We start from the raw sequence: 6,875 nt of genomic DNA, 5'->3' as shown, positions 1-6,875 counted from the left end.
AAAATGGCGAGCAAATTCTGCCCACCATAATAAATCATATTTAAATTTTGTTATTTAACAAGTTGTCTATCTTTTACTACCAACTCACCATTCTTGTATACTTGAGAGACTAAGTTAGTTGCAAAGAAGTACATAGTATAGTCTAAGTTCTTTGCATCAAAAACAGTTATATCAGCTTTCTTACCTTCGTCAAATGAACCTATACTATCCCCTCTTGCCACTGAATATGCTGCGTTGATTGTTACAGCATTAAATACTTCAACAGGTGTTAATCTCATATATAAGCAACCTAATTGCATTGCAAATTGTAGATTTGCCGTTGGACAAGAACCTGGATTAGAGTCTGTAGTAAGAGTTATTGCCATACCCGCATCAAGCATTTTTTTAGCCGGCGCATAAGTGTCTTCTATTAAAGAGAAAGTTGTTGCTGGTAATAAGTTTCCTATTACATTAGCTTCAGCAAGTTTCTTAATATCTTCATCAGTTATCATCATCAAATGTTCTGCACTTACAGTAGGTATATCAGCTGCAACACTTGAGCCACCTATTGATTCTATTTCATCAGCGTGGATTCTTGTTTTAAATCCTTGTTCTTTTGCTGCTAAAAGTAATTTTTTAGATTGTGCTGCATTAAATACTCCCTTTTCACAGAAAATATCTACAAACTCAGCTAAGTTTTCTTCTTTTACTTTAGGTAACATTTCAATTACTTGCTCTATAAACTCATCCGGATTTTCTTTACACTCTTCAGGTATAGCATGTGCCGCCATAAATGTTGAAACAAAATCTACCGGAAGATTTTTATCTAATTTTTTTACAACTTCCATTTGTCTTTTTTCTGTATCCCAATAAAGTCCATATCCACTCTTAGCTTCTATTGTAGTTACTCCATGGTACATCATATGATTTGCCAACTTTTCTGTCTTATCATATAATTCTTCAAAGCTTGCTTCTCTTGTAGCTTTTTGTGTCGAAAGAATTCCTCCACCTTCTGCTAATATATCAAGATAGCTCATTCCATTTAACTTTTTAGAAAATTCGTGTTCACGGCTTCCACCGTATACAAGGTGTGTGTGACAATCAATTAGACCGGGTGTCGCAATTTTACCTTCTAAATTAACCATCTCTGTTGAATCATCTATTAAATCTTCAGGAACTTCCCCTTCTCCAACCTTTAAAATTTTTCCATCTTTTATAGCAATGTATGCATTCTTTAAAATTTTAGCCTCATTCATTTCAGAGCCTCTTAGTGGACGACCTAAATCATTTGGACAAAAAACTTCATTTAAATTATATAAAACTCTATCCGCTGCCATAATTCCTCCTATTTTTCATCTATTAACTGTATCTACTTTAGTCTAATTTAATCTAATTAGTGTCAAATCTTAGACTTTTCAATTTAAAATATACCCATATTTTGAAAAAAAGTAAATTTTATCACGTCTAATTAATTGACTTTTTTAAGACGGATACGATTTATGATATAGAAAAAGTTCAAATAATTAATTATGAGGAGGCAATATGATAAATAATAAACAAATAGCAGAATCAATGAAAATTAAATTAGAATTCGACGAACTTCCAGAAATGCCTAAGTTCGAAGAAGGTATTCGTCGTGCACCGGACAGAGGATTTAGACTTACTCAAGCTCAAACTGAAATAGCTTTAAAAAATGCTCTAAGATATATCCCTGAAAAATTCCATGAAGAACTTGTTCCTGAATTCTTAGAAGAACTTAAGACAAGAGGAAGAATCTACGGATACAGATTCAGACCAAAAGGAAGACTTTACGGAAAGCCAATTGATGAGTGCAAGGGAAATTGCTTAGAAGGTAAAGCAATGCAAGTTATGATTGACAATAACTTAGACTTTGCAGTTGCTCTTTATCCATACGAATTAGTAACTTATGGAGAAACTGGTTCTGTATGCCACGACTGGATGCAATACAGACTTATTATGAAATACTTAGAAGAAATGACTGATGAACAAACATTAGTTATGGAAAGTGGACACCCACTAGGACTTTTCAAATCACGTAAAAATTCTCCAAGAGTTATAATCACTAACGGATTAATGGTTGGACTTTATGACAACCACGAAGATTGGGAAGTTGCTGAACAAATGGGAGTTACAAACTACGGACAAATGACTGCTGGTGGTTGGATGTACATCGGACCTCAAGGTATCGTTCACGGAACTTTCAACACTATTCTCAATGCAGGAAGACTTAAATTAGGTCTTAAGGCAGAAGATGATCTTTCAGGAAAACTATTTGTAACTAGTGGTCTTGGCGGAATGAGTGGTGCTCAAGGTAAAGCCGGAGAAATCGCTAATGCAGTAGCTATCGTAGCTGAAGTTGATATTTCAAGAATTGAAACAAGACTTGAACAAGGATGGATTTCTAAACTTGCTGAAACTCCAGAAGAAGCTTGCGCTATAGCTAAAGAATATTTAGACAAAAAAGAAGCTATGAGTATTGCTTACCACGGAAACATTGTAGACTTACTACACTACATGAACGACAACAATATTCACATTGACCTTCTTTCTGACCAAACTTCTTGCCACAACGTATATGATGGTGGATACTGTCCAGTTGGAATAAGCTTTGAAGAAAGAACAAGAATGCTTGCTGAAGAACACGATAAGTTCAAAGAAATGGTTGATGATACACTAAAAGCTCACTTCGAAGTTATCAAAGCTCTTGTAGCTAAGGGAACTTACTTCTTCGATTATGGTAACTCATTTATGAAATCAATCTTTGACGCCGGTGTTAAAGAAATTTCTAAGAATGGCGTTGATGATAAAGACGGATTTATTTGGCCAAGCTATGTAGAAGATATCATGGGACCTCTTCTATTTGACTATGGATACGGACCTTTCAGATGGGTATGTCTATCAGGTAAACACGAAGACTTAGTTGCTACTGATAAAGCTGCTATGGAAGCTATCGACCCAACAAGAAGATACCAAGATAGAGATAACTACAACTGGATTAAAGATGCTGAAAAGAATCAATTAGTTGTTGGTACTGAAGCAAGAATTCTATACCAAGATGAAGAAGGAAGAGTTAACATCGCTCTTGCATTCAACAAACTTGTAAGAGAAGGAAAAATCGGTCCTGTTATGATGGGTCGTGACCACCACGATGTAAGTGGTACTGACTCTCCATTCAGAGAAACTTCTAATATTAAAGACGGTTCCAACGTATGCTATGACATGGCTGCTCAATGTTTTGCAGGAAACGCAGCTCGTGGTATGAGTTTAATAGCTCTTCACAATGGAGGTGGAGTTGGTATCGGTAAGAGTGTTAACGGTGGATTCGGACTTGTTCTTGACGGTTCAGAAAGAGTTGATGAAATAATCAAACTATCACTTTCTTGGGACGTTATGGGTGGAGTTGCTAGAAGAAACTGGGCAAGAAATGAAAATGCTATGTCAACTTCTATCGAGTTCAACCAAAAACATGAAGATGGACACATCACTATCCCTTATGTAGCTGACGAAGAATTAGTTAAAAACGCAGTAGCAAAATTATTTAACTAATTAATAAAACTATTTAAATTAATTTCACCTTTTTTAGACTCTCCCAAGTTGGAGGGTCTTTTCTATGTTTGCTATATAAATATTTTAATAACTTATTTTTACATTCAACAAAAAAGTAAGCCAATAATTATCAGCTTACTTCTTCATCTTAATTCTAATTTTTATATATTTTATTTACCGTATCCTTACCAACTTCATCTTCTCCAATAAAAGCTCCCGTATTTACATTGTATTTTAAAATCACATTACGTACTTTATTTGAATTTAATGTAAGTATTCCGCCATCTGAGCTGACATTGAAATCTGATGCATACCCAAATGGCATATATAAAATATATCCCTTTACATAAGGTTTGGCTTCTACTCTCTTGTCAGGATTTAAAAGATAATATCCTAAAACTCCCGGTGGTTGAAAATTTCTAAAGTTTTTGAAATACTTACTTCTAATATCTTCACCTAAACTAAGTTCTCCGGATTTTGTAGAAATTATAATACTATAAGCCGATAATGGTTTTCCTGCAGTATAAGATACACGTCCCCCATCAAAAACTATTTCTTCCATCCCAGTCGTTGGAAATGACATATGACGTAATGCTGCTTTCATCACAAGTCCATCCTTATGATTAAAACTAACATCATAGTCTAATTCATCGTGAAATATACTCCATGTCATTGGTAGATAAGTAATATCTCTAAATACAAATAGTGGATACTTTTTTAATTCCTTTTTATCAATTTTCTTCCCATTTATCACCACATCAAAAGGAATTATTTTAACCGAATACAATTTTCCATTTTCCTTTTCACTATCAAAAGGCTTTATCGGGATATTCCCAAATCCAGCTCCCCTATCAAGATATAAAGTTCTTTCTGCATTATTCCAATTAATTAAAATACCTAATGCCATTGCATTGTCATAAGTCATAGGAAAATAAGTTATCCCATTATATGAAAGCGGTGGATACTTATTTTTTCTTTATCCATAACTACACTATTAACAGTTACATTATATTTTGGAACCGTTACGTTGATAACCTTCGCCTCTACATTTGTATTAAAAAATATAACTAAAAACATAACCGAAATAATTTTTTTTAACATAAATCCTCTACCTCAAATTTATATCAACATAATCAGTATTTCCACTGCGTTGATAATTAGTAAAATATCGAGACCCTGGAATTCTAGTATCTCCAAAAACACCATATCTACTATTATTTACCTGTGTTTCAAAAATATAATTTCCTCTTGAATTGTAAAGATATGAATCTACAAATCTTGCATCTCTTATGCTACTTCCTAGTCTTCTAGCTTGTGGAAATGTCATAGTAATTTGTTTATTAAATGAAATCCTATCAACACTACCATTATTTAACCAAATTCTTTTACTGGTTTTAACATCACTAAAATTATTATTGTTTAATATTTTACAAATCATATATCTATCTGAATCTCTATATATATTATAATATAACATATCTCCATCATAAACTCTCGAATTCAAAGGAAACGTCACCATATTTACTCCAATGTTTGGGTGATTATTCTTGTCTAGTAAATAAAACCCCTCCCAATTGTATTGACCTTTTATTAATCCAAAGTCAAATAAATCATTTGAGTTTCCTGGAGATACAAATAAATAATGTATTTCGTTGGAAGATTTTATGTTTGTATATGGTAATTTTACTCTCGTTGTCATTTGACTAAAATTTTGACTAGATAAAGCCTCAAAACCTGCTCCAAAACTATTATTTTCCGTTCTATCAGGGGCCGATCTTAATCCTAGAGACGTATATGAAATAGTTTCTGTTTCATTTTTTAAAAGTCCTTCAACATAACTTTTAATCTGGTCTTGAGTAAAACTATTTACTTCAGCCGCATTCTTTAATGCTTGAACATCAGATTCCAAGTTTCCAATATACTCATTTTCTTCATTAGCGCCGTCAATAAATAAACTTCTATACCTTACATCTTCGTTTTTTGGATAAGATTCAAACTTTAATAAACTTTCATTAAACTTTTCAATATCAACTCCCGAATTTTTAAGAAAAATTAATAGAATCCTCACTTAAATCAGTTTTCGACGATTCAGTATTATTAATGATGCCTGACTCATTAACCATAAATTCTCTTGCATATATAGAAGTTGTAAATCCCAATACAGATACCAACACTATTCCGCTTAATATATAGCAACTATCTTATTTCTTTTCATAACTATCTCCTTTCTAAAAATATTTTAAAGCTAAGAAATATTCTTTCGCCATTAGTATACACTTTATACTTGTATATTAATTACAACTTCAATAAAAAATTATAACACTTCTAAATTTATAGCACTTTTTAACTTATCCCTCATATATATTAATTCTATAATTCTGAAATTTTACCACTATATATTCCATGACCTCTCTTCTAATTATGTTGAAAACAACTATTTTATATCACATTTATTTATATATTGTGTATAATTTTTTTCTAAATTTCATTTTACAATTGTATTTAATACATAACTTCTTATATGTATTACTGAGTCCTTTATATAGTGTCTTATTAAAATGTAATACTATCAATAATTAAAATTTCCCCTAAATTGCAATATCAAATTGAACTATTTTCCCAAAAGTATCCATTAACCCTAATTTATTGAGTTCTTCTACAAAAACTTCTATAGGTGTTTGGTAATTTAGGATTTTTCTTGGTAAATTATTCATCCAGTTCATTATTTTTAGATAGTGATTTTCATCGTAGTTTAATAGGGATTTTCCTTTTGGAAGGAATCTTCTTATTAGGCTATTATGTTTTTCGTTACTTCCTCTTTCTTGTGCGTTATTTGGATGGCAATAATATACATCTCTAACTAAGCTATTTTCTAGTTTTGTTAAGTTAGCAAATTCTAATCCATTATCACTTGTTATGTTTTTGAATATTGCTGTGGAGTTTTCTAGTTTTGATAGTAATTTTTCTAATTTTTCATTAACTGATGATGAATTTTTTGTTGCAATTTTTAGTATTATTTCCATCCTTGTTTTTCTTTCTGTTATAGTAATTAAAGCTGGTTCTTCTTTATTTTTCTTTGGAACAATTGTATCTATTTCCCAATGTCCTCTTTCGAAATCATTTTAATGTTTATTTTTTCTTGAGTTTGTTGCAGTATTATTATATTCCATAGTCATCACCTTTGGGTTTTTTTGTTTTTGGTGAATCAATTATACCAAATGTGATTTACTATGGAATTTTTTTGGTTCAATTTCATTTTACAATTAACCAATTAAAATTTTCAAAAAATAATTAACTATAATTCGTTAAATTTCTTTGTAATATAGTTG

5 protein-coding genes and 1 pseudogene are annotated in these 6,875 nt (G+C 31.5%); 1 reads left to right on the top strand and 5 read right to left on the bottom strand.

The window, feature by feature from the left end; all coding sequences use genetic code 11:
* Positions 1 to 50: 50 nt before the first annotated feature.
* Positions 51 to 1,316 carry an imidazolonepropionase gene (gene hutI / locus HMPREF9129_RS07230; protein ID WP_004822027.1) on the bottom strand — a complete coding sequence of 422 codons (1,266 nt, stop codon included), beginning with the start codon at positions 1,314 to 1,316 and terminating at the stop codon, positions 51 to 53.
* A gap of 205 nt (positions 1,317 to 1,521) precedes the next feature.
* On the opposite strand from hutI, the gene hutU reads away from it, so the two are divergent.
* Positions 1,522 to 3,546 (top strand): urocanate hydratase, encoded by a 2,025-nt coding sequence (gene hutU, locus HMPREF9129_RS07225; RefSeq protein WP_004822024.1) that lies wholly within the window; start codon positions 1,522 to 1,524, stop codon positions 3,544 to 3,546.
* Between the two features lie 154 nt (positions 3,547 to 3,700).
* On the opposite strand, the gene HMPREF9129_RS07220 is transcribed toward hutU, so the two are convergent.
* The 4 genes and pseudogenes from HMPREF9129_RS07220 to HMPREF9129_RS07210 form a co-directional block, all read right to left on the bottom strand.
* Positions 3,701 to 4,471, bottom strand: coding sequence for a hypothetical protein (locus HMPREF9129_RS07220; protein ID WP_004822021.1), 771 nt, complete (start codon positions 4,469 to 4,471; stop codon positions 3,701 to 3,703).
* 11 nt (positions 4,472 to 4,482) lie between these two features.
* Positions 4,483 to 4,647, bottom strand: coding sequence for a hypothetical protein (locus HMPREF9129_RS11445; RefSeq protein ID WP_004822020.1), 165 nt, complete (start codon positions 4,645 to 4,647; stop codon positions 4,483 to 4,485).
* A gap of 7 nt (positions 4,648 to 4,654) precedes the next feature.
* Positions 4,655 to 5,614: a hypothetical protein gene (locus HMPREF9129_RS07215; protein ID WP_004822017.1), complete on the bottom strand. Its 960-nt coding sequence runs from the start codon at positions 5,612 to 5,614 to the stop codon at positions 4,655 to 4,657.
* Positions 5,615 to 6,134: 520 nt separating this feature from the next.
* Positions 6,135 to 6,644, bottom strand: a pseudogene (locus HMPREF9129_RS07210) (IS30 family transposase); the annotation flags it as partial.
* Positions 6,645 to 6,875: the final 231 nt, after the last annotated feature.

The sequence above is a fragment of the Peptoniphilus indolicus ATCC 29427 genome (assembly GCF_000227315.1).
Lineage (GTDB): Bacteria > Bacillota > Clostridia > Tissierellales > Peptoniphilaceae > Peptoniphilus > Peptoniphilus indolicus.
The sequence above is the reverse complement of the archived record's forward strand: the minus strand, read 5'-3'. Positions and strand labels throughout refer to the sequence as shown.